Consider the following 19,045-nt stretch of genomic DNA (forward strand, 5'->3'; position numbering starts at 1 on the left):
CCCCCCAGCACCATGGTGGTCTCCTTCGTCGTCCCGCTGTGCCTGCTGGTGCGCACCCTCGCCGAGGACCGCGCCATGAGCGCCGCCGACCAGCAGGCCCGCAACGCCGCGATCCTCGTGGCCGGCGTCGACTCCGACCGGGCCGTGCGCGACCTCCTCGACGGCCTCGACGCCGGCACCGGCACCCGCACGTCGGTGCTCACCGTGCGCGGCACCCAGCTCGGCGCCGGACCGGCGATGAAGGGCGACCCCGAGGTCGCGCGGGCGAAGGCCGGCGAGGCGTTCCGCGTCGTCGACGACCGGGGCGGACGCGTGCTGCTGCCGGTGGTCGTCGGCGCGCGCACCGCCGTGGTGCGCACCACCGTCACCGAGGCCCGGCTGCGCGACGGCGTCACGCCTGCCTGGATCGGCATCATCGGCCTCGGCCTCGGCCTGCTCGCCGCGGCCGTCGTGGTCGCGCGTCAGCTCGGCGGCCGCGTCGCGGAGCCGCTGCTCGAGGTGGCCGCGGTGGCGCACCGGCTGCGGGGCGGCGAGCTCGAGGCACGCGCCGACGTGCGCGGCAGCGCCGAGACCCGCGAGCTCGCGCAGGCCCTCAACGGCCTCGCCGAGCGCACCACCGAGCTGCTGGCCAGCGAGCGGGCGGCCGTCGGCGACCTCTCCCACCGCCTGCGCACGCCCGTCACCGCGCTGCGGCTCGACGCCGAGGCCGTGGCCGAGCCGGCCCTGGCCGAGCGCCTGCAGGAGCACATCGCGGTGCTCCAGCGCACCATCGACGCCATCGTCGGCGAGGCCCGGCGTCCCGTGCGCGGCGACCTCGCGGCCCGTTGCGACGCCCGCGCCGTCGTGGCCGAGCGCACCCGCTTCTGGTCCGCGCTGGCCGAGGACCAGGACCGCCGCCTCGAGGTCGAGCTGCCCGATCACGCGGTGGAGGTGCCGCTGGCCGGCGACGACCTCGCGGACCTGCTCGACGTGCTGGTCGACAACGTCTTCGCTCACACGCCCGAGGGCGTCGGGCTGCAGGTGCGACTCACCATCGGGGCCGACGCTGCGGCGCTGGTCGTCGACGACGACGGGCCGGGGCTCACGGCCCGCAGCGGTCCGCGGCGTCCGGGCACCACCGGCCTGGGCCTGGAGATCGTCGAGCGCACCGCCAGTGGCATCGGCGGTGCGCTCGAGCGGGGCGTCTCCCCCGGCGGCGGCGCGCGGGTGCGCGTCCGACTCCCGCTGGCGGGCGATCGCTAGACGTCAGTCGTCGTCGCCCTCGTCATCGCCGCCGTGGTCGTCGCCGGCGTCGTCGGAGCCGTGATCGTCGCCGGCGTCGTGGGAGGCGCCGTCGTCCGAGGCGTCGTCGGAGTCGTCGGAGTCGTCGTGGTGGCGCGGCGGAGCGGTGGTCGGCGCCGGGGTGCTCGGGGTCGGGTCGTCGGACGAGACGCCCGCGTGCTCGGCGGCGTGGTCGGCGGCGTGGTCGGCGCCGTGGTCGTCCGTGGCGTCCTCGGCCGAGTCGTGACCCGAGACGTGGCCCGGGGCGTCGTCGGAGCCGGAGTGGCGGGCCGAGCGGTCCTCGCGGATGCGGGTGCCGTGCACGGGCGCGGGGCTGACGTCGGCGGCGGGGCTGGCGTCGTCGGTGGGAGCGGTGGTGGGGTCGGTGGTGGCGTCGTCGGTGGTCACCTGCGAGGAGACGGGCTGCTGGACGACGGTGCCGTCGAAGGCCCGGTACGCGCCGACGGCGCCGACGGTGCCGAGCACGGTGGCTGCGGTCATGGTGGTGAGGAGAGTGCGCATGAGGAGAGCATCGGCAGCGCGACGTCGTGGTTGCGTGCGGGGAACCTCAAGCCTTCCTCAAGTTCGCGCTTGACGAAGGCTTGAGGTTCACATGAGTCAGGCTTGGCGGCCGTCGGCCGATGCTTCGACCATGAGCTACACCGCCCGGTCCCGCGAGCGCTACCGCCTGGCCGTCACCCTCCTCACCGGAGGCACCGCCGCGCTGGCCCTCACCGCCGTCGGCGCCGCCGCCGGCGCAGCCGCCCAGCAGCAGTCGGAGAAGGACCAGGCGCGCGCCGAGAAGGCCGCCGCCGCCCAGCGCGCGTACGCGCAGAGGAAGGCCGCCTACCAGCGCGAGCTGGCGCGACACGACGGCGCGTCGACGAGCACGCACCGCGCCGGCACCCGCTCGGCCCGCACGACCACGCGTCACACGGCGGCGGCCGGCACGGGCGCCTCGAAGGGCACCGTGCGCTCCACCCCGGCTCCCGCGACGAGCAGCTCCGGCACCCGCAGCAGCGGCACCGTCCGCTCCAGCAGCCCCACGCCTCCGAAGGCCACCCACGCGGCGACGCCGCCGAAGTCCAGCCCGCCGAAGTCCAGCCCGCCGAAGTCCAGCCCGCCCAAGCCCAGCCCGCCCAAGCCCAGCCCTCCGAAGCCCAGCCCGCCCAAGCCGAGCCCGCCGAAGGCCACGCCGACGCCCACCCCGCCTCCGCCGCCGCCCCCGCCGTCGAGCGGGTCGTGAGCACGCTCGACCTCGCCTCGCCGCTGCGGCACGCCCGCGTCGCCCGCTTCGAGGCGCTGGGCTGCGCCGTCCACGTCGAGGTCGCCGACGAGCGCGACCTGCGCACCGCCCGACGCCTGGCCGCCACGGTGCTGCGCGACGTCGACGAGACCGCCAGCCGGTTCCGCGCCGACTCCGACCTCGCGGCCGTCAACGCCGCTCCCGGAACCTGGGTGGCCGTCGACGCGCTGCTCGTCGCCGCGGTGGAGGTGGCCGTCGAGGCGGCGCGCCGCACCGACGGCCTCGTGCACCCGCTGCTGGGCCGGCCGCTGGTGAGCCTGGGCTACGACCGCACGTTCGCCGAGCTGCGCGACCTCGGCGTCACCACGCCGGCCTCGGCGCCGGCCCTCGACGCGTGGCGCGAGATCTCCTGGGACGCCGACGCCGTCCGCATCCCCGCCGGCACCGCGCTCGACCTCGGCGCCACCGCCAAGGCCTGGTGCGCCGACCTCATCGCCGCCGCCTGGCGCGAGGAGCTCGACGACGACGCCGTCGTCAGCGTCGGCGGCGACGTGCGCACCCTCGACGACCGCCCCTGGACCGTCGCCGTCGGCGAGCACCCCGACCGCATGGACGACGCCCGGCTCGTCGAGGTCTCCGGCGGCCTGGCCACCTCCTCGACCCGCGTGCGCCGCTGGACCCGTGGCGGCGCCGAGCTCCACCACCTGCTCGACCCCCGCACCGGGCGTCCGGCGACGACGCCGTGGCGCACCGTGAGCGTCGTGGCCGGCACCTGCGTGGAGGCCAACACCGCCAGCACCGCCGCGCTCGTGCTCGGCGCCGACGCCCCTGCCTGGCTCGCGCGCCCCGACACCCCGGGCGACGCCGCCCTCCTCCTCGCCGCCGACGGCGAGCCCACCTTCATCGCGTGGCCCACCGGGCCGGAGAGCGAGGACCGATGACCGACGGGCCCCTGCTGTGGTTCCTCAACCGGAGCACCGGCATCGTGCTGCTGGCGGCCCTGAGCGCCAGCGTCGTCCTGGGCGTGCTCGCGCTGGGCGGCCGGGCCGCGGGCGACGGCGGCGGCCGGGTGCCGCGGTTCGTCACCGCCCACCTGCACCGCAACCTGGCCCTCGGCTCGGTGCTGCTGCTGCTCACGCACGTCACCACGGCCGTCGTCGACACCTACGTCGACATCCGCTGGTGGCAGGCGATCGTGCCGTTCGGCGCGACCTACGAGCCGCTGTGGCTCGGCATCGGCACCCTCAGCCTCGACCTCATGGTGGCGGTCTCGCTCACCGCCCTGCTGCGCGACCGGATCGGCCAGCGCGCCTGGCGCCCGGTGCACTACCTGTCGTGGGCGGCGTGGGGGGCCGGAGCGCTGCACGGCGTCATGATCGGCACCGACCTGAAGGACCCCGACACCTGGACCCGCTGGGCGCTGCTGCCGACCGTGATCAGCATCGGCGCCGTCGCGCTCGCGCTGCTGTGGCGGGTCACCGCCGGCGCCGGCCGTCGACGCGACGCGCTCGTGGCGGTGGCCCGATGAGCGCCTCGCCGCTGCCGGTGACCGAGGACCTCGACGTCCGCCCGGGCCCGGCCCTGCTCGCCCCCGTCTCCGGCGTCGACCTCGCCGCGCACCGCGCGTCCCGCGGGGTGCCGTCCGAGCCGGACGTCGCCGCCCTGGCGTCGATGACCGAGGCCGCGGGCGTCCGTGGACGCGGTGGCGCCGGGTTCCCGTTCGCCCGCAAGCTGCTGGCCGCCGCGGACGGACGCCGCCCGACGGTCGTCGTCAACGCCTCCGAGGGCGAGCCGGCCAGCGCCAAGGACGCCGCGCTGGTCTCCCGCTCCCCGCACCTGGTGCTCGACGGCGCCGCCGTCGCCGCCCGCGCCCTCGGCGCCCGCGAGGTGCACGTCGTGCTCCCGGGCGACCGGCCCCGCGCCCGTGGCCTGCTGGCCGCCGCGGTCGCCGAGCGCGGCTCCGCCGACGGGCTGCGCTGGCGCACCAGCACCGCCGCCCCGCACTTCGTCGCCGGTCAGGCGCAGGCGATCCTCGAGCTGCTCGCGGGCCGTCCGAACCTGCCCGTCACCGCCTGGGCGCCGGAGGCCGTGCGCGGCCACCGCGGCCGCCCGACGCTGCTCTCCAACGCCGAGACCTGGGCCCACGTCGGCCTCCTCGCCCTCGAGGGTCTGGCGCCGACGCTGGCCCGCGGCACCGTCGGCGAGCCCGGCACCACCCTGCTGACCGTCGTCACCCCCGGCGCTCGCAGCGTGGTCGTCGAGGTCGAGCACGGCAGCGCGCTGCGCGACGTCCTGCCCCCGCACGTCGAGGGCGGACCGGTGCTGCTGGGCGGCTTCCACGGCACCTGGATGCCGTGGGAGCAGGCCGAGCGCGCGTCCGTGTCGGCCAGCGCGCTGCGCGAGGCCGGCACGCCGATCGGCGCGGGACTCCTCCTCGCGCCCGGACCGCGTGCCTGCACCCTCGCGCTCACCGAGCAGATCACCTCCTACCTCGCCGCCCAGAGCGCCGGCCGCTGCGGCCCGTGCGTCAACGGCCTGCCCGCCCTCGCCACCGCCGTCGCGGGGCTGCGGCGCGGACAGCCGGGTGCCGCCGAGCGCGTCGCGGAGCTGTGCGGGCTGCTGCCCGGCCGCGGCGCGTGCGCCCACCCCGACGGCACGACCCGGCTGGTCGCCTCGCTGCTGCGCTCTCAGGCCCACGAGCTCGACGCCCATGCCCGCGGCCGCTGCAGCGCCACTGCCCGGAGCCTCGCATGAGCCGGCTGCGGGTCGACTGGCCCGCCTGCCGCGCCCACGGCCTGTGCCACGAGCTGCTGCCCGAGATCGTGCGCCTCGACGAGTGGGGCTATCCGATCGTCACCGGCGAGGTCGACGAGGAGCACCGCGCCGATGCGAAGGCCGCGGTCAAGGCCTGCCCGCGGCTGGCGCTGCGTCTGGAGTGACGGCCTCCTCGAGGACGCACACGTCGCCGACCGCGATGCGGCCGCCCTCGAGCACCCGGCACACCGCTCCCCCGCGTCGCCGCAGCGCGGCCTGCGCACCCTGGCCGATGGTGTCGTCGAGCAGCCGGCAGGGCGCGGCCACCCGCACCACCTCCAGCAGCACCTCGCCGATGCGCATCCGCGCACCCGGCGTCGTCGGCACCACGCCGTGGCTCAGCGTCAGGTTGCGTCGCGTCAGCTCCGCCGGCACCGGCGCTCCGTGCACCGCGGCCGCCTCCGCGAGGCTCTCGGCGCTCTGCACGGTCACGTGCCGGTGCTTGGTGCCGTGGTAGCGGTCGCCCACGATCCCGCGTCCGGCCTCCACGTCGACGCCGTCCTGAGCCCGCATCGGCAGACGGGAGCCCTTGGCGGTGTGGATCGAGACGACGGTCGGGGCGCTCACCCCTCCATCCTGCCCGGCACCACCTCGCACGCATACGGTGCGGGCATGAGCCGCGTCGTCCTCATGTGCGGGCCCTCGGGCTCCGGGAAGTCGACCTACGCCCGCCGCCTCGAGGACGCCGGCATGGTGCGACTCTCCTTCGACGTCGAGCTGTGGCGCCGCGGCATCACCGAGGTCCCCCCGCCCGCCGAGGTGCGCGCCGAGATCGAGGCGGAGCTCCGCGAGCGACTCCTGACGCTGGTCGCTTCGGGCACCGACGTCGTCCTCGACCTCTCCTTCTGGTCGCGCCGGATGCGTGAGGACTACCGCGCCCTCCTCGCCCCCACTGGCGTCGTCCCCGAGACCGTCCACCTGGCCACCGACCGCGCCACGATCCTCGCCCGCCTGCGCGAGCGTCGCGGCTCCCACCCCGACGACTTCGTGCTCGACGAGGCGCTCGCCGAGCAGTACGTCGACCACTTCGAGCCCCCGACCCCCGACGAGGGCCCGCTCACCGTGGTGCGCTGAGCAGGCGTCAGGGTGCGGGGGTCTCGACAGGCTCGACCACCGGAGGAAGAAGCTCGACCGCTCGATCAGGGCCTGCCGGAGATCGAGCGCCTTCTGGTGATCGAGCGCCTTCTGGTGATCGAGCGCCTTCTGGTGATCGAGCGCCTTCTGGTGATCGAGCTTGTCGAGATCCCCTGAGCCGAGAGCGGTCCGCGCGCACCTCGAGCCCGGAACCGGGGCTCGGTCACGGGCTGAGGGTGCTGGGTTCAGCGGGGTGTCAGGGTGCGGGGGTCTCGACAGGCTCGACCACCCGAGGCTCAGGCTCGACCAACGGGAGCATGACGGTGCCGGTGGGGCCTCGTCGGAAGTGGACGCCGGTGGGGCTGGTCCACAGATGCTGGCCTGGATGCTCGGGGTCGGGCCGGTAGCGCCACCCGGAATGGGTCTTCGAGCGGTGGTGATGCCGGCACAGGCACGCGAGGTTCGACGCTGACGTCGGGCCGCCGCTGGCATGGGGCTGGATGTGGTCGAGGTCGGCTCGCCTGGCGGGGCGTCGGCAGTGGGGGAAGACGCAGGTGCGGTCCCGGACGATGACCTGCTCGCGCAGCAGCGGTACGGCCTCGTAGGACTCGCAATGCCGTTCGGCCGCCAGGTCGAGGACCGGGCGGATCGTCACCTTCGACGACTCCGCGCACCAGCTCTTCACCGCGTCGAGCAGCAGCGGGGACCGCGTCGCCTCGAGGGTGGCGATGGGGCCGATCTCGCCTAGGGCGTCCGCGGAGAGGTGGACGTAGAGGATCGTCTCGCGTCGGCGTGTGGATGCTGGGGTCTCGACAGGCTCGACCACCGACGGGTCTGGGAGGTCGAGGTGCTCCCGCCCGAGCTGTCCAGCAGCCCACGCACGACGTGCGTCGAGGGAGTCGGTCGAGCCGAGCGCGAGGGCCTGGTGGGCGAGCTCCGCGAGAGCGGCGTCCAGGTCGATCGCGTCCTCCCGGTCCATCCGGCCGTGGACGTCGACGGTGCCGTCGAGACTCGGCTGGTCGACGGCCACGTCGAAGCGCCGGTCGTCCCGCGCCAGCCGCTGACGCAGGGCCGCAAGATCGGGATCGACCTGCTGCTCGGCCAGGTTGACCGCGTTCTCGATCGCCCGCCGGCCGATCGAATGCGCATAGGCGGCGAGCAGCTGATCAGCCCGAGCGGCCGCCTCGAACGACAGCACCATCGTCTGCTCGGCGATCCGACGCACCTGCGCCACGGTCACCTCCCCCTCGACCAGGCGCGCCCACAGCCGCGGGAGCCGCGTACAGGCCTCGAGCGCGTGACCGACGTAGAACCGCCCGGAGTCAGTCGACATCCCCAGCGCCGCGGCGATCTCGTCGCAGCAGTACTCGCTGACCATCGGCGCACCAGGGCCGGCGATGGAGACCTCGCAGTGCGTGCCCACGAGGTACGCGGCGTCCATCTCATCGGCGACCGTATGGGCGATCGCCCAGTCAGCGGCCAGCTGGAAGGCCTCCCGCTCCAGGGCCTCAGCACCCTGCTTGGCCTGCATCGCAGCGCGCAGGAGGTCGCTGTCGCGCAGGAGACGGGGCTTCCGAGTGGCCATGCCTCATTCTACTAGAACACCAGTTCGAACTGAAGGGATCGTGCACAGGCTTCGCGGGCGGGCGCGGGGGTCTCGACAAGCTCGACCACCGGAACCGCGCACGACCACCGGAGCAGCGCACGACCACCGGAACCGAGCACGACCACCGGAGCCAGCTCGACCCCCGGGACCAGCGGCGCCGCACCAGCGCAGGGCCCGAACCCCCACCCGCCTCACTGCGCCTCTCGACCGAGGACGGCCAGCACGCCGACTGAACCGAGGAACCCCCAGCAGACCCCGGGAGACCGCGAAGCGCTACCGCACCAGCACCAGCCCACTCGTTGGCACCCCGGTGCCCGCGGTGACGACCACGGCGTCGGAGGGCACCGGGTTCACCGAGGTCCCGCGGATCTGCCGCACGCCCTCGGCGATGCCGTTCATGCCGTGGATGTAGGCCTCGCCGAGCTGGCCGCCGTGGGTGTTGATGGGCAGGCGTCCACCCACCTCGATGGCGCCGTCGGCGATGAAGCCGGGCGCCTCGCCGCGTCCGCAGAAGCCGAGCTCCTCGAGCTGCATGAGCACGTAGGGCGTGAAGTGGTCGTAGAGGATCGCGACGTCCATGTCGGCGGGCGTGAGGCCCGACTGGCGCCACAGCTCGCGGCCCACGACGCCCATCTCGGGGATGCCGATGTCGTCGCGGTAGTAGGAGGTCATGACGAACTGGTCGCGGCCGCTCCCCTGCGCCGCGGCGGCGATGACGGCCGGCGTCTGGGGCAGATCGCGGGCGCGCTCGGCGGAGACCACGACGAGCGCGACGGCGCCGTCGGACTCCTGGCAGCAGTCGAGCAGGTGCAGCGGATCGGCGATCATCCGCGAGGCCTGGTGGTCCTCGAGGGTGATCGGCCGGCCATGGAAGAAGGCGAGCGGGTTGGTGGCGGCGTGACGACGGTCGGCGACGGCGACGCGGCCGAAGTCCTCGGAGGTGGCGCCGTACTCGTGCATGTAGCGGCGCGCCTGCATGGCGACGGTGGCGGCGGGGGTGCCGAGGCCGAAGGGATAGGTCCAGGCGTTGTCGAGGCCGTTGGTGTTCACCTGGGCGGCGACGGCGGTGGAGAACTGGCCGAACCGGTTGCCGGAGCGCTCGTTGAACCCGCGATAGGCGACGACGACGTCCGCGACGCCGGTGGCCACGGCCATGGCGGCCTGCTGGACGGTGCCGCAGGCGGCGCCGCCGCCGTAGTTGATGCGGCTGAAGAACCGCAGCTCGGGGACGCCGAGCTCGCGGGCGACGGCGATCTCCGAGGAGGTGTCCATCGTGAAGGTCACCAGGCCGTCGACGTCGGCGGGCGTGAGCCCGGCGTCGCGCAGGGCGTGCTGGACGGCCTCGACGGAGAGCTGCAGCTCGGAGCGGCCCGACTCCTTGGAGAACTCGGTCTGTCCGATGCCGACGATCGCGGCCTGGCCCGAGAGGGTGCGCCCGCTCATCGGCGCGCGTCCCTGGAGCCACGCGCGAGCCGGACGGTGCCGATCACATGGGCGCCCAGCGACACCGAGCCGGTGACCTTCACGACCACCTCGTCCTCGCCCACCTCGGCGACCTCGCCAGTGAAGGAGAGCGTGTCGTAGGGGTAGGCGGGCGCGCCGAGCCGGATGGCGATGCCGAGGATCTCGACGTCGTGGCCCAGGGAGTCCTCGACGTAGCGCTGGCACAGCGCGGTGGAGGTGAGGATGTTCATGAAGACGTCCTTGGAGCCCGCGCCCTGCGCGCGGTCGCGGTCATGGTGGACGTCCTGGAAGTCGCGCGTGGCGATCGCGGTGGAGACGATCAGCGTCGGCGTGAGCGGCAGCTCCCAGGTCGGTAGCACGGAGCCGGGCTCGAGGATCACGGTGGTCATCGGTCGGCCTTCCGCCAGATCGGGAGGGACAGCTCGTCGTCGACGGGCGCGAAGCCGACCTGCACGCGCAGGCCGATCGCGAGCTCGTCCTCGGGCAGGTCGACGACCTCGCCGACCATCCGCAGCCCCTCGTCGAGGTCGATGACGGCCAGCAGGATCGGCAGCTCCTTGCCCGGGACGGGCGGATGCCGGTGGATCACGTAGGAGTAGACCGTGCCGAGGCCGGAGGCGACGACGTGGCCGCGGTCGAGCGCGCCGCAGTCGGGGCAGGCCGGGCCGGGCGGATGCCGCAGCGCTTCGCAGGCGTTGCAGCGCTGCAGCCGCAGCTCGCCGGCGAGCGTCCCCTCCCAGAAGTAGGCGCTGTCGCGGTTGATCATCGGGCGCACGGCCATCAGGACGCCTCCCGCGAGCGCGGCACGAACTTCAGGACGCGGAACAGCATCGTCGCGACGATCTCGGAGGGCTCGGCGCCGGCGTCGGAGTCGACGTACCAGGTGTTGCGCGAGGTGACGAAGTAGCCGACGCCCATGCCGGTGGCCTTCGGCCCGACGACGGACTCCAGCGCGGTGGTGACCCGCAGCCGCTCCCCCACGCGCACGGTGCGGCGGTACTCCTGCTCGCAGTTGGTGCCGAGGACGGCGGTGAAGCCGGCGTCGGTGAGCGCGCGCATCATCCCGTGCAGCGGGTCGTCCTCGGGCGGCCGCCCGCCGAGGCCGTACATCGTCCACACCTGGGCCATCGCGGGCGGGGCCTCGCCCTGCCGCCACCGGGGGTTGGTGACGCCCATGGCCTCGAGCCAGTCGTCGATGCGCGGCTGGTTGACCTCGTCGCGGGCCAGCCGCTCGGCGGCCTCGCCGAGCGCCTTGATGCGCTCGGCCTCGGCCATCACCCGCGCATGGACCTCGGGCGCGACGAGCTCCTCCACTCCGGTGCCGGGGGCGCTCACCGGGGCACCCGGGGCATCCCGAGGCCGAACATCGCGATCAGCTCGCGCTGCACCTCGTTGACGCCGCCGCCGAAGGTGAGCACGAGGTTCCGCTTGGCCTGCGCGTCGAGGTAGGCCATGAGGGCGCCGGTCTCGGGGTCGGCGGGGTCGCCGTGCCGGTGCAGGACGGAGATCAGGTCGGCCAGCAGGTGCTGCACCTGGTCGGAGGCGAAGACCTTCGAGGCGGAGGCGTCGGCGACGTCGGGGTCGCCGCTGGCCGCGGCACGCGCGACCTCCCAGTTGAGCAGCTCGTTGACCCGGAAGACGGTGGTGACGCGGCCGAGCACGTCGCGCACGTCGGGGCGGTCGAGGACGCCGCGCTCGCGCGCCCAGTCGGCGACGCGGTCGCGCAGGCCCTCGATGCGACCGGCCGGCCCGAGCATGACCCGCTCGTGGTTGAGCTGGGTGGTGAGCAGCCGCCAGCCCTGGTTCTCCTCGCCCACCAGCATGTCGACGGGCACGCGCACGTCGTTGAAGTAGGTGGCGTTGACGTGGTGGGAGCCGTCGGCGGTGATGATCGGCGTCCAGGAGTAGCCGGGGTCGCTGGTGTCGACGATGAGGATCGAGATGCCCTTGTGCTTGGGGGCGTCGGGGTCGGTGCGCACGGCGAGCCAGAGGTAGTCAGCCTGGTGGCCGCCGGTGGTCCACAGCTTCTGGCCGTTGACGACGTAGTGATCGCCCTCGCGCCGCGCGGTGGTGCGCAGCGAGGCGAGGTCGGTGCCGGCGTCGGGCTCGGAGTAGCCGATGGCGAAGTGGACGTCGCCGGAGAGGATGCGCCCGAGGAACATCTCCTTCTGCTTCTCCGTGCCGTAGCGGATGAGGGTGGGGCCGACGGTCTGCAGCGTGACCGCGGGCAGGTGCACGTCGGCGAACTGGGCCTCGTTGGCGAAGATCGTCTGCTCGATCTCGCCGAGCCCGCGGCCGCCGTACTCGACCGGCCAGCCGATGCCCATCCAGCCGTCCTCGCCCATCGTCCGCACGACCCGCTGGTAGGTGGGGCCGTGGCGGTCCAGGGCCATGTCGCGGTGCTCGTTCTCGTCGGCCAGGCCGGCGAAGTAGGCGCGCACCTCGCTCTTGAGCGCCCGCTGGGCGGCGGTGAGCTCGAGGTTCTTGGCGCTTCGGCGCTCCAGCGGCACGTCGCCGGGCAGGGTGCCGAGATCGTGGACGAGGTCGGTCATCCAGGACGAGTAGCGGTGCAGCGGGTAGGTCTCGTCGACGCCCATGCCGCCGTGGAGGTGGTGGCAGGTGCGCAGGGCGGTGGGCCCCTCCTGGCAGATCCAGGCGGCGGCGACGGCGAGGTCGTCGGCGGCCGGCAGTCCCTCGGCGACCCGCCACGCGGCGTTGGCGGCGGCGAGCTCGACGGTGCGCGCGGCGATGTAGACGTCGGCGGCCTGCAGGGCGACGCCCTGGAACTCCGCGAGGGCGCGGCCGAACTGGTGGCGGCCCTTGACGTAGGAGGCGGTGAGGTCGCGGGCGCCGGCGAGCACGCCGGCGGCCAGCAGCGCCTGACCGGCGACGGCGTGCTCGACCAGGGTGCGGGCGGCGCCGGCACCGAGCGCCTCGGCCGGCGCGGCGTCCAGGACGACGGTGTGCGTGCCCAGGCGGCTCGACGACGGCCCGGGCAGCAGGGTGACGCCGGGGCCGGCCGGGTCGACGAGCACGACGACGTCGCGCTCGCCGTCGCCGGTGGACTCCACGGCGGTGACCAGGAGGGCGGCCGCGCCCTCGGCGGCGGTGACGGCGATCTTGCGGCCGCTGACGACGCCGTCGGCGAAGCGGGTGGCCGGGCAGCCGGTGAGCGCGGTGCCGACCTCGCGGACGGCCGGGGCGAGCACGACCTCGCCGCGGGCGACGCCGGGCAGCAGGCGCGCCTGCTGGTCGGCGGTGCCGTGGGCGGCCAGGGTGGGGACCCCGACGGCGAGCGTCTCCCAGACCGGCAGGTGCACGGCGCGAGCGCCGAGCTCGCGCAGCAGGACGCCGGTCTCGAGCAGGCCGAGGCCCTCGCCGCCGTGCTCCTCGGGCACCGGCAGGGCCAGCAGGCCGGCCGTCGCGAGAGCGGCCCAGTCGGCCTCCCGCTCGAGCGCCTCGCGCACCACGCCCCGCACGTCGTCGAGCGACTCGGCGTGGGCCGCGGGGTCGAAGCCGTCGACGAGCGGCGGCAGGACGCCGACGGACGTCGGCGTCTCGATGGGGCTGGTCGGGCTCGCGATGCTCACGCTGCACACCTCCGGTGAGGACAGGACTCGAAGGAAAACTGTAACGTGTTCTACCGCAGAGGGAAGGGTCCGTCGAGAGGAGTCCGCGTGGCCGCGATGCCCGCCGGCGTCCCGACCCGGGCCTGGGTGCCCGGCGGCCGCACCGTCGAGCTGCCCGGCCGCGGGACGACGTGGGTCACCGACACCCCCGGGCCCACCCCGGACGCGCCCGTCGTCGTGCTGCTGCACGCGCTGGGCTGCACCGGGCTGCTCACCTGGTTCCCGGTGCTCGAGCCGCTGGTCCGCCGGGCACGCGTCGTCACGCTCGACCAGCGCTGGCACGGCGAGGGCATCCGCTCGCGGCCCTACGCGCTGCCCGACTGCGCCGACGACGTCGCCGCCCTCCTCGACGTGCTCGCGGTGGAGCGGGCGGTGATCGCCGGCTACTCGATGGGCTCGATCATCGCCCAGCGCGTGTGGCGCCAGCACCCCGAGCGCGTGCGCGGCCTGGTGCTCGGCGCGTCCACCGATCGCTTCCAGCGCGCGCCGTACGAGCGGGCGTTCTTCACCGCCCTCACGGCCGCGCGGCTGCTCGGCCGCGCCCTGCCGGCGCGAGCGCAGCAGTCCGACCACGCCGGCGGCCGGCCCGACGGCGGCTGGCTCGAGGGCGAGGAGCTGCGCGCCTGGGCGCTGGCCGAGCTGCGCCGCACGAGCGTCGGCGGGGTCCACGAGGCGCTGGCCGGCCTCGGGCGCCACCACTCCGCGCCGTGGCTGACCTCGATCAGCGCGCCGACGAGCGTCGTCGTCATGGCCCACGACCGCGTCATCCCGACGCCGCGGCAGGTGCATCTGGCCCAGCGCATCCCCGACGCCCGCGCCTTCACCGTCGACGCCGGTCACGGCGGCTGCGTGCTCGACGCCGACCGGTTCGTCCCGGCCCTGCTGGCCGCCGTCGACGACGTGGTCGCACGGAGCACCGTCAGCTGAGCGCGGCCTCCAGCGCGTCGAGCTCGTCGGGGAAGCGCTGCACCAGCGCGTCGACGTCGGGCAGCGACTCCCGGCAGGCCAGGGCGCCGACGTGCAGCCGTCCCGCACTGGACATGACGGTGACGTTGAGGCCGGCGCCGTGGAAGACCGGGCCGAGCGGATAGAGGCCGTCGACCCGCGCACCGAGGAGGTACAGCGGCACCGGAGGCCCGGGGACGTTGGAGACGACGAGGTTGTGCACCACCGGGTGGCGCTCGGCCAGGCGCAGCCCGGCGTAGGCACGCACGGCCAGGCCGAAGGTGCGCGGCGCGGCGAACTCCGCCCAGTCCTGCAGCGCGTCGGCGCTGATGGCGCCCGCATGCTCCTTGGCGTCGCGGTTGCGCTCCGCGAGCTGACGCAGCCGGGCCAGCGGGTCGGCGACGTCGGTGCCCAGGCGCGTGAACAGCGCCGAGACCTTGTTCGAGCCGCCGCTGCGCCGCGAGGTGGCGTGCACCGACATCGGCACGGTGGCCAGGAGCGAGTCGGCGGGCAGCTCGCCGCGGGCCTCGAGGTGGGAGCGCAGGGCGCCGCCCACCAGGCACAGCACGACGTCGTTGACGGTGGTGCCGGTGGCCTGCTTGACCGCTCGGACCCGCGCGAGGTCGAGGTCGACGGTCGAGAGCACCCGGTGACCGGTGATGGTGCCGTTGAAGACGGTGCGCGGGGCTCGCAGCGGCGCGGCCATCGCCGTGCCCGCCCGGGCCCGGGCTACCGTCGTCGAGACCGCGGCCACCGAGGGCCGCACGACCCGGGCCACGTGGAGCGGCCGCGTCAGGGTGCTCAGGACGCCGCGGCCGAGCAGCTCGCGACGGCTGGCGTCGCGACCGTGTCGGGCCTGCTCGTCGGGCCGCAGCGGGGCGTCGTCGGGGCCCAGGCTGCACAGGTGCGAGATGAGGTTCGCGCCGCTCACGCCGTCGACGGTGGCGTGGTGCATCTTCATGAACACCGCGATCCGGTCGCCGTAGCCCTCGATGACCCACATCTCCCACAGCGGACGCGAGCGGTCCAGCGGCAGGCCCGCGAGGTGTCCGGCGAGGTCGCAGAGCTCGGCGTGCCCGCCGGGCGTGGGCAGCGCGAGCCGGTGCACGTGGCGTTCGACGTCGAAGTCCTCGTCACGCACCCAGATGGGATGGTCGAGCCGCAGCGGCACCGCGCGCAGCTTGCGCGTGAAGGCCGGGACGTCGGCCACGGCGGCGGCGATCTCGGCCTGCAGCGCGGCGAAGGAGTACGGCGCCGGACGGGTCGCGGGATCGAGCACGAGCAGGCCGCAGACGTGCATGAGCTGGGCGGGCGTCTCGAGGTAGAGGAAGCTGGCGTCGAGGCCGGAGAGGCGGTCCATGGAACCTCCGAGCGGGAGCAGAACTAGAACACGTTCTATCACCCGGACCGTGCCCGGGTCACGCCGACGGCGTCACTAGCATGAGGCCATGGGTCTGCTTCGCCGCCAGGTCGTCACCGCCGCGCTCACCGCCAACGCCGTGCGGCCCGTGCCCGGCTTCCGCGCCGGCATCCCGGCGTTCTTCGCCGGCTGGCTCGTGGGCGAGCTCGCCCCGCACGTGCTGGCCGCCACCGCCGCCGACGCCGCCCTGCACGTGCGCCGCCCCTCGCGCCTCTCCGGACGCGACCGCGCCGGCCTCGCGCTCGCCGCCGCGAGCAGCGCCGGCCTGGCCCACCTGATCGCCCAGAGCCGCCGGGCGCGCACCGACGCCGAGGACGCCCTCGTCGAGGGCCTCGGGCTCGACTACGTCGAGCAGCTCGACGCCAAGCCCACCCCGGCCGACCTCGCCACGCCCTGGCGCACGCTGATCAACCCCTTCCGCCAGCGGCCGGTCGGCGTCCGGGTCGCGCGCAACGTCGCCTACGCCCCCGAGCACGGCGTCCGCGGCATGCTCGACGTCTACCTGCCCGACGGCCCGCCCGTCACCGACGCCCCGGTGCTGCTGCAGGTGCACGGCGGCGGCTGGACGATCGGCGCCAAGGAGGAGCAGGGCCTCCCCCTCATGCGGCACCTCGCGGCGAAGGGCTGGGTCTGCGTCGCGATCAACTACCGGCTCGCCCCGCGCGACCACTGGCCCGCGCAGATCGTCGACGTCAAGCGCGCGATCGCCTGGATCAAGGAGAACATCGCCGACTACGGGGGCGACCCGTCCTACCTGGCCATCACCGGCGGGTCGGCCGGCGGCCACCTCGCGGCCCTGGCCGCCCTGACGCCGAACGACCCCGCCTTCCAGCCCGGCTTCGAGGACGCCGACACCCGCGTCGACGTCGCCGCCCCGCACTACGGCGTCTACGACATGGCCGGCTCCACCGGGCTGCGCTCGGCCCGCCAGATGCGCGACCGCTTCCTGGCCCCGCGCATCTTCGGACGCCGCCACGCCGACGACCCCGACGCCTTCGAGGCGGCCTCGCCGATCCTGCGGGTCACTCCCGACGCGCCGGACTTCCTCCTCGTCCACGGCGCCCTCGACACCCTCGTCGGCGTCGACCAGGCCCGGATGTTCGCCCGCGAGCTGCGACGGGTGTCACGACGCTCGGTGGTCTACGCCGAGCTGCCGGGCACCCAGCACGCCTTCGACATCTTCCCCTCGATCCGCTCCGCGCACGTGGTGCGCGCGGTCGACCGCTACCTGCACTGGCACTGGAACGGCTGGCGCCGCGCCCGTCAGGCGTCGACGAGCACAGGGGCCTAGCTCACCCGCAGGCGCCGTCGGCGCTGGCCACCGGGATCGGACGGATCGTCATGATCGGCGGCAGGCCGTCGCCGCGCGAGGGACGCGAGCGCAGCTCGACGCAGTCGCCGGTCTTCACCTCGTCGAGCTGGCCGTCCATCGCCTCGAAGCACAGCTGGGACTTGCCCTCCGGCGTGATGCACGGCGGCTCGAGCTGGCTGACCCGGCCGTAGCTGGTGATGCTGCTGGCCTGCGACTCGCAGGCCGCGAGGCCGGCCGTCGCGAGCAGCCCGACGGCGACGACGGGGACGACGGAGACCAGGCGCGCGCGGATCATGGCGCCAGTGTGACAGGGGGACTCACGCGGTCGGCGCTCACCCGCGGGGCAGGCCCAGGATCCGCTCGCCGGCGATGTTGCGCAGGATCTGCGTGGTGCCGCCGGCGATGGAGAGGCAGCGGGTGTTGAGCATCTCCCACACGTCGCGGTCGTCGGCGCCGAGCAGGCCGAGCCGGTCGCCGAGCAGCGTCACCACCAGCTCCGAGCCGTCCTGGCGGTTGCGCACGCCGAGCAGCTTGGCGACGCTCGACTCCGCGCCGGGACCCTGGCCGGCCAGCGAGCGCAGCGTCGAGCGCACGCCCATCAGGGAGCAGACCGTGGAGAGCGCCACCGAGCGGCCGATGGCCGCGAGCGCGGTGGCGCCGAGGTCGTCGCCGGCGGCGATCTCGACCGCCCGCTCGGTGGACGCCGAGAGCCGGGTGGTGGCCATGGCGACGCGCTCGTTGGCCAGCGTGGTGCGGGCCAGGCGCCAGCCGTCGCCCTCCCCCGCCACGACCATCGCGTCGGGGACGAACACGGCGTCGAGGAACACCTCGTTGAACAGCGCCTCGCCGGTCATCTCGCGCAGCGGCCGCACCTCGATGCCGGCGCTGCGCATGTCGACGAGGAAGTAGGTGATGCCCTGGTGAGCCGGGACGTCGGGGTTCGTGCGCGCCAGGCAGATCCCCCAGTCGGCGCGGTCGGCCACCGACGTCCAGACCTTCTGGCCGGTGAGCGACCAGCCGCCCTCGACGCGCTCGGCGCGGGTGCGCAGGGAGGCCAGGTCGGAGCCCGAGCCGGGCTCGGAGAACAGCTGGCACCAGGTGATCTCGCCGCGCAGCGAGGGCGCGACGAAGCGCTCGCGCTGCTCCTCGGTTCCGTGCTCGATGATCGTCGGCACGGCCCATCCGGCGATGACGAGGTCGGGGCGCTCGACGCCGGCGCGCGCGAGCTCCTCGTCGATCACCAGCTGCAGCACGGGATCGGCGCCACGGCCATGGGGGGCGGGCCAGTGCGGCGCGAGGAGGCCCGCGTCGGCCAGGGCGCGGCGACGCTCGGCCTCCGGCAGCGCGGCGATGCCCTCGACCTCGGCGCGGACGCCGGGACGCACGGCGTCGTCGCGGCCGGCGAGGTCGACCCGCAGCTCGCGGCGGACGTCGACGACGGCGCGCTCGGTGAGGCGCACCGCCGCGTCGTCGGGGCTGCCGACGAGGCTGCGCAGCGCCTGGGCGCGGCGGTAGTAGAGATGAGCGTCGTGCTCGTAGGTGAAGCCGATGCCGCCCAGCACCTGGATGCAGGTCTTCGCGACCTCGACGGCGCCGTCGAGGCAGGTGACGGCCGCGACGTCGGCCGCGAAGTCCCACTGCTCGGGACCTGCGGTGCTCGCGCCCGCGACGTCCCAGGCGGCGGCCGTGACGGCCTCGGCCGACTCCAGCATCTGCGCGCAGAGGTGCTTGACGGCCTGGAAGGAGCCGATCGGCCGGCCGAACTGCTCGCGGACCTTGGCGTACGCGACCGCGGTCTGCAGGCACCAGCGGGCGACGCCGGCGGCCTCGGCCGCGGCCAGGGTGACCACGACCCGGTGCACCGCCGCGGCGTCGAGGCCCGGGACGGCCACGGCGCCCGGGACCTCGCGCGGCACGACGGCGGGGGCCGGCGCCGCGCGGCGGGTGAGGTCGAGGCCGACCACCGGCGCCAGACCGAGCTCGGCGGTGGGCACGAGCCACCACGAGCCGTCGGCGTCGGGCAGGAGCGCCCGATCGGCACCGGCGGCGTCCCAGACCGGGCCGCCGGGACGCAGCTGGAGCGCCACGGCCTCCCCGTGGACGATCGCCTCGGTGAGCAGCTCGGGTGCGAGCAGGCCCGCGGCGACGGTGCCGAGCAGCGGCCCCGGGACGAGGTGGTGAGCGCAGGCCTCATGGGCCACCGCGACGTCGAGCAGGGTGCCGCCTGCGGGCCGCCGACGATGCGCGCGGCCCCGGCGAGGTGCAGGGCGGACTT

The 19,045-nt window shown here is 75.0% G+C and carries 21 protein-coding genes; 10 read left to right on the plus strand and 11 right to left on the minus strand.

Going from position 1 to position 19,045, the window contains the following annotated elements:
• Window positions 1-1,242, plus strand: a 1,242-nt coding sequence (locus ACZDWJ_RS16060; protein WP_463522484.1) for a sensor histidine kinase, incomplete at its 5' end; no start/stop codon positions are given.
• A 3-nt stretch (window positions 1,243-1,245) separates the two neighbouring features.
• On the opposite strand, the gene ACZDWJ_RS16065 is transcribed toward ACZDWJ_RS16060, so the two are convergent.
• A complete protein-coding gene (locus ACZDWJ_RS16065; RefSeq protein WP_463522486.1) occupies window positions 1,246-1,782 on the minus strand; it encodes a hypothetical protein in 537 nt (178 codons plus the stop codon).
• Between the two features lie 130 nt (window positions 1,783-1,912).
• Between ACZDWJ_RS16065 and ACZDWJ_RS16070 the strand changes: the two genes are divergently transcribed.
• Genes ACZDWJ_RS16070 through ACZDWJ_RS16090 form a run of 5 tightly spaced genes read left to right on the plus strand, consistent with a single transcriptional unit; the run spans window position 1,913 to window position 5,445 of the window.
• Window positions 1,913-2,506, plus strand: coding sequence for a hypothetical protein (locus ACZDWJ_RS16070; protein ID WP_463522488.1), 594 nt, complete (start codon window positions 1,913-1,915; stop codon window positions 2,504-2,506).
• Window positions 2,503-3,447 carry an FAD:protein FMN transferase gene (locus ACZDWJ_RS16075; RefSeq protein ID WP_463522490.1) on the plus strand — a complete coding sequence of 315 codons (945 nt, stop codon included), beginning with the start codon at window positions 2,503-2,505 and terminating at the stop codon, window positions 3,445-3,447. The genes ACZDWJ_RS16070 and ACZDWJ_RS16075 overlap by 4 nt, the downstream gene beginning before the upstream one ends.
• Window positions 3,444-4,034: a ferric reductase gene (locus tag ACZDWJ_RS16080; RefSeq protein WP_463522492.1), complete on the plus strand. Its 591-nt coding sequence runs from the start codon at window positions 3,444-3,446 to the stop codon at window positions 4,032-4,034. Before ACZDWJ_RS16075 ends, ACZDWJ_RS16080 begins: the two co-directional genes overlap by 4 nt.
• Window positions 4,031-5,260 (plus strand): NADH-ubiquinone oxidoreductase-F iron-sulfur binding region domain-containing protein, encoded by a 1,230-nt coding sequence (locus ACZDWJ_RS16085; protein ID WP_463522494.1) that lies wholly within the window; start codon window positions 4,031-4,033, stop codon window positions 5,258-5,260. Before ACZDWJ_RS16080 ends, ACZDWJ_RS16085 begins: the two co-directional genes overlap by 4 nt.
• Window positions 5,257-5,445 (plus strand): ferredoxin, encoded by a 189-nt coding sequence (locus ACZDWJ_RS16090; RefSeq protein WP_463522496.1) that lies wholly within the window; start codon window positions 5,257-5,259, stop codon window positions 5,443-5,445. Before ACZDWJ_RS16085 ends, ACZDWJ_RS16090 begins: the two co-directional genes overlap by 4 nt.
• Here the strand turns inward: ACZDWJ_RS16090 and ACZDWJ_RS16095 are convergent.
• A complete protein-coding gene (locus ACZDWJ_RS16095) occupies window positions 5,408-5,887 on the minus strand; it encodes an MOSC domain-containing protein (RefSeq protein ID WP_463522498.1) in 480 nt (159 codons plus the stop codon). The genes ACZDWJ_RS16090 and ACZDWJ_RS16095 overlap by 38 nt on opposite strands.
• Window positions 5,888-5,932: 45 nt before the next feature.
• Between ACZDWJ_RS16095 and ACZDWJ_RS16100 the strand changes: the two genes are divergently transcribed.
• Together ACZDWJ_RS16100 and ACZDWJ_RS16105 are read left to right on the plus strand one after the other, a co-directional pair.
• Window positions 5,933-6,394, plus strand: a complete 462-nt coding sequence (locus ACZDWJ_RS16100) for a P-loop nucleotide/nucleoside kinase family protein (RefSeq protein ID WP_463522500.1) — start codon at window positions 5,933-5,935, stop codon at window positions 6,392-6,394.
• Between the two features lie 12 nt (window positions 6,395-6,406).
• A complete protein-coding gene (locus tag ACZDWJ_RS16105) occupies window positions 6,407-6,571 on the plus strand; it encodes a hypothetical protein (protein ID WP_463522502.1) in 165 nt (54 codons plus the stop codon).
• Window positions 6,572-6,650: 79 nt separating this feature from the next.
• Here the strand turns inward: ACZDWJ_RS16105 and ACZDWJ_RS16110 are convergent, their stop codons facing one another.
• From ACZDWJ_RS16110 to ACZDWJ_RS16135, 6 genes are all read right to left on the minus strand, one after another.
• A complete protein-coding gene (locus tag ACZDWJ_RS16110; protein ID WP_463522504.1) occupies window positions 6,651-7,979 on the minus strand; it encodes an HNH endonuclease in 1,329 nt (442 codons plus the stop codon).
• Window positions 7,980-8,273: 294 nt separating this feature from the next.
• Window positions 8,274-9,443 carry a lipid-transfer protein gene (locus ACZDWJ_RS16115; protein WP_463522506.1) on the minus strand — a complete coding sequence of 390 codons (1,170 nt, stop codon included), beginning with the start codon at window positions 9,441-9,443 and terminating at the stop codon, window positions 8,274-8,276.
• Window positions 9,440-9,853, minus strand: a complete 414-nt coding sequence (locus ACZDWJ_RS16120; protein WP_463522508.1) for a hotdog family protein — start codon at window positions 9,851-9,853, stop codon at window positions 9,440-9,442. Before ACZDWJ_RS16120 ends, ACZDWJ_RS16115 begins: the two co-directional genes overlap by 4 nt.
• Window positions 9,850-10,245, minus strand: a complete 396-nt coding sequence (locus tag ACZDWJ_RS16125) for a Zn-ribbon domain-containing OB-fold protein (RefSeq protein WP_463522510.1) — start codon at window positions 10,243-10,245, stop codon at window positions 9,850-9,852. Before ACZDWJ_RS16125 ends, ACZDWJ_RS16120 begins: the two co-directional genes overlap by 4 nt.
• Window positions 10,245-10,799 carry an FAS1-like dehydratase domain-containing protein gene (locus tag ACZDWJ_RS16130; protein WP_463522512.1) on the minus strand — a complete coding sequence of 185 codons (555 nt, stop codon included), beginning with the start codon at window positions 10,797-10,799 and terminating at the stop codon, window positions 10,245-10,247. Before ACZDWJ_RS16130 ends, ACZDWJ_RS16125 begins: the two co-directional genes overlap by 1 nt.
• Window positions 10,796-13,054, minus strand: a complete 2,259-nt coding sequence (locus ACZDWJ_RS16135; protein ID WP_463522514.1) for an acyl-CoA dehydrogenase — start codon at window positions 13,052-13,054, stop codon at window positions 10,796-10,798. Before ACZDWJ_RS16135 ends, ACZDWJ_RS16130 begins: the two co-directional genes overlap by 4 nt.
• Window positions 13,055-13,150: 96 nt before the next feature.
• On the opposite strand from ACZDWJ_RS16135, the gene ACZDWJ_RS16140 reads away from it, so the two are divergent.
• Entirely contained in the window at window positions 13,151-14,020 is an 870-nt protein-coding gene (locus ACZDWJ_RS16140; RefSeq protein ID WP_463522524.1) for an alpha/beta fold hydrolase, read from the plus strand.
• On the opposite strand, the gene ACZDWJ_RS16145 is transcribed toward ACZDWJ_RS16140, so the two are convergent.
• Window positions 14,013-15,398 carry a WS/DGAT/MGAT family O-acyltransferase gene (locus ACZDWJ_RS16145; RefSeq protein WP_463522516.1) on the minus strand — a complete coding sequence of 462 codons (1,386 nt, stop codon included), beginning with the start codon at window positions 15,396-15,398 and terminating at the stop codon, window positions 14,013-14,015. The two genes, ACZDWJ_RS16140 and ACZDWJ_RS16145, sit on opposite strands and share 8 nt — an antisense overlap.
• Window positions 15,399-15,486: 88 nt before the next feature.
• On the opposite strand from ACZDWJ_RS16145, the gene ACZDWJ_RS16150 reads away from it, so the two are divergent.
• Window positions 15,487-16,749, plus strand: a complete 1,263-nt coding sequence (locus tag ACZDWJ_RS16150; protein WP_463522518.1) for an alpha/beta hydrolase fold domain-containing protein — start codon at window positions 15,487-15,489, stop codon at window positions 16,747-16,749.
• A 1-nt stretch (window position 16,750) separates the two neighbouring features.
• On the opposite strand, the gene ACZDWJ_RS16155 is transcribed toward ACZDWJ_RS16150, so the two are convergent.
• Together ACZDWJ_RS16155 and ACZDWJ_RS16160 are read right to left on the minus strand one after the other, a co-directional pair.
• Window positions 16,751-17,065, minus strand: coding sequence for a hypothetical protein (locus ACZDWJ_RS16155; RefSeq protein WP_463522520.1), 315 nt, complete (start codon window positions 17,063-17,065; stop codon window positions 16,751-16,753).
• Window positions 17,066-17,102: 37 nt separating this feature from the next.
• Window positions 17,103-19,045: acyl-CoA dehydrogenase family protein (locus tag ACZDWJ_RS16160; RefSeq protein ID WP_463522522.1), on the minus strand; the 1,943-nt coding region annotated here is incomplete at its 5' end.

Source organism: Nocardioides sp. B129/18 (assembly GCF_055282735.1).

Coding starts and splice junctions, on each gene's coding strand:
- ACZDWJ_RS16065 (WP_463522486.1), bottom strand. CDS start 1,782: ATGCGCACTCTCCTCACCACCATGACCGCAGCCACCGTGCTCGGCACC.
- ACZDWJ_RS16070 (WP_463522488.1), top strand. CDS start 1,913: ATGAGCTACACCGCCCGGTCCCGCGAGCGCTACCGCCTGGCCGTCACC.
- ACZDWJ_RS16080 (WP_463522492.1), top strand. CDS start 3,444: ATGACCGACGGGCCCCTGCTGTGGTTCCTCAACCGGAGCACCGGCATC.
- ACZDWJ_RS16085 (WP_463522494.1), top strand. CDS start 4,031: ATGAGCGCCTCGCCGCTGCCGGTGACCGAGGACCTCGACGTCCGCCCG.
- ACZDWJ_RS16090 (WP_463522496.1), top strand. CDS start 5,257: ATGAGCCGGCTGCGGGTCGACTGGCCCGCCTGCCGCGCCCACGGCCTG.
- ACZDWJ_RS16100 (WP_463522500.1), top strand. CDS start 5,933: ATGAGCCGCGTCGTCCTCATGTGCGGGCCCTCGGGCTCCGGGAAGTCG.
- ACZDWJ_RS16110 (WP_463522504.1), bottom strand. CDS start 7,979: ATGGCCACTCGGAAGCCCCGTCTCCTGCGCGACAGCGACCTCCTGCGC.
- ACZDWJ_RS16115 (WP_463522506.1), bottom strand. CDS start 9,443: ATGAGCGGGCGCACCCTCTCGGGCCAGGCCGCGATCGTCGGCATCGGA.
- ACZDWJ_RS16120 (WP_463522508.1), bottom strand. CDS start 9,853: ATGACCACCGTGATCCTCGAGCCCGGCTCCGTGCTACCGACCTGGGAG.
- ACZDWJ_RS16125 (WP_463522510.1), bottom strand. CDS start 10,245: ATGGCCGTGCGCCCGATGATCAACCGCGACAGCGCCTACTTCTGGGAG.
- ACZDWJ_RS16140 (WP_463522524.1), top strand. CDS start 13,151: ATGCCCGCCGGCGTCCCGACCCGGGCCTGGGTGCCCGGCGGCCGCACC.
- ACZDWJ_RS16145 (WP_463522516.1), bottom strand. CDS start 15,398: ATGGACCGCCTCTCCGGCCTCGACGCCAGCTTCCTCTACCTCGAGACG.
- ACZDWJ_RS16150 (WP_463522518.1), top strand. CDS start 15,487: ATGGGTCTGCTTCGCCGCCAGGTCGTCACCGCCGCGCTCACCGCCAAC.
- ACZDWJ_RS16155 (WP_463522520.1), bottom strand. CDS start 17,065: ATGATCCGCGCGCGCCTGGTCTCCGTCGTCCCCGTCGTCGCCGTCGGG.